General features: G+C 55.8%; 2 protein-coding genes. Both read right to left on the reverse strand.

The window, feature by feature from the left end:
- Positions 1 to 184 (reverse strand): arginase family protein (locus tag HFC70_RS27335; RefSeq protein WP_210259463.1); only part of this gene is annotated, 184 nt, incomplete at its 3' end.
- Between the two features lie 195 nt (positions 185 to 379).
- Positions 380 to 448 carry a hypothetical protein gene (locus tag HFC70_RS27340; RefSeq protein WP_162004309.1) on the reverse strand — a complete coding sequence of 23 codons (69 nt, stop codon included), beginning with the start codon at positions 446 to 448 and terminating at the stop codon, positions 380 to 382.

Consider the following 448-nt stretch of genomic DNA (forward strand, 5'->3'; position numbering starts at 1 on the left):
CCTGGCGGATGGCCGCCGGGCCATGACGGCCGCCGGCGCGACCGGAGGTCGCCATGTCAAACGGAATGCCGGTGATGACCCACTCTGCATCGCTGTCGTAAGGCATGAAGTTCAGCGGAAAGCGCAGGAAACCAAAGGCGTTGGACACTAATGAATTATCGGACTGATGGCCTAAGGTGCTCATAGTAAACCCTCGTAGTTCAACAAGTTGCCGGGCGCAGACGCCGGGCCGTTACAAAAAAAAATCCCTCCCGCGTCGTTAGCCCGACGAGAAAGGGATTTATTCGATGTGTGTTTCGGTGCTACCGATACGGCAGATTATGGCCGCATTTTATCCATGCTTCAAGAGGGCCGATATCGCCCCCCATGAAGAAGGCGGTTACTCGTCTTCCAGATACGTATAACCGTACAGACCGGCCTCAAACTCTTCCAGGAACTGCGCCTGCAG

Source organism: Agrobacterium sp. a22-2 (assembly GCF_012276985.1).
In the GTDB taxonomy this organism is placed as follows: domain Bacteria; phylum Pseudomonadota; class Alphaproteobacteria; order Rhizobiales; family Rhizobiaceae; genus Allorhizobium.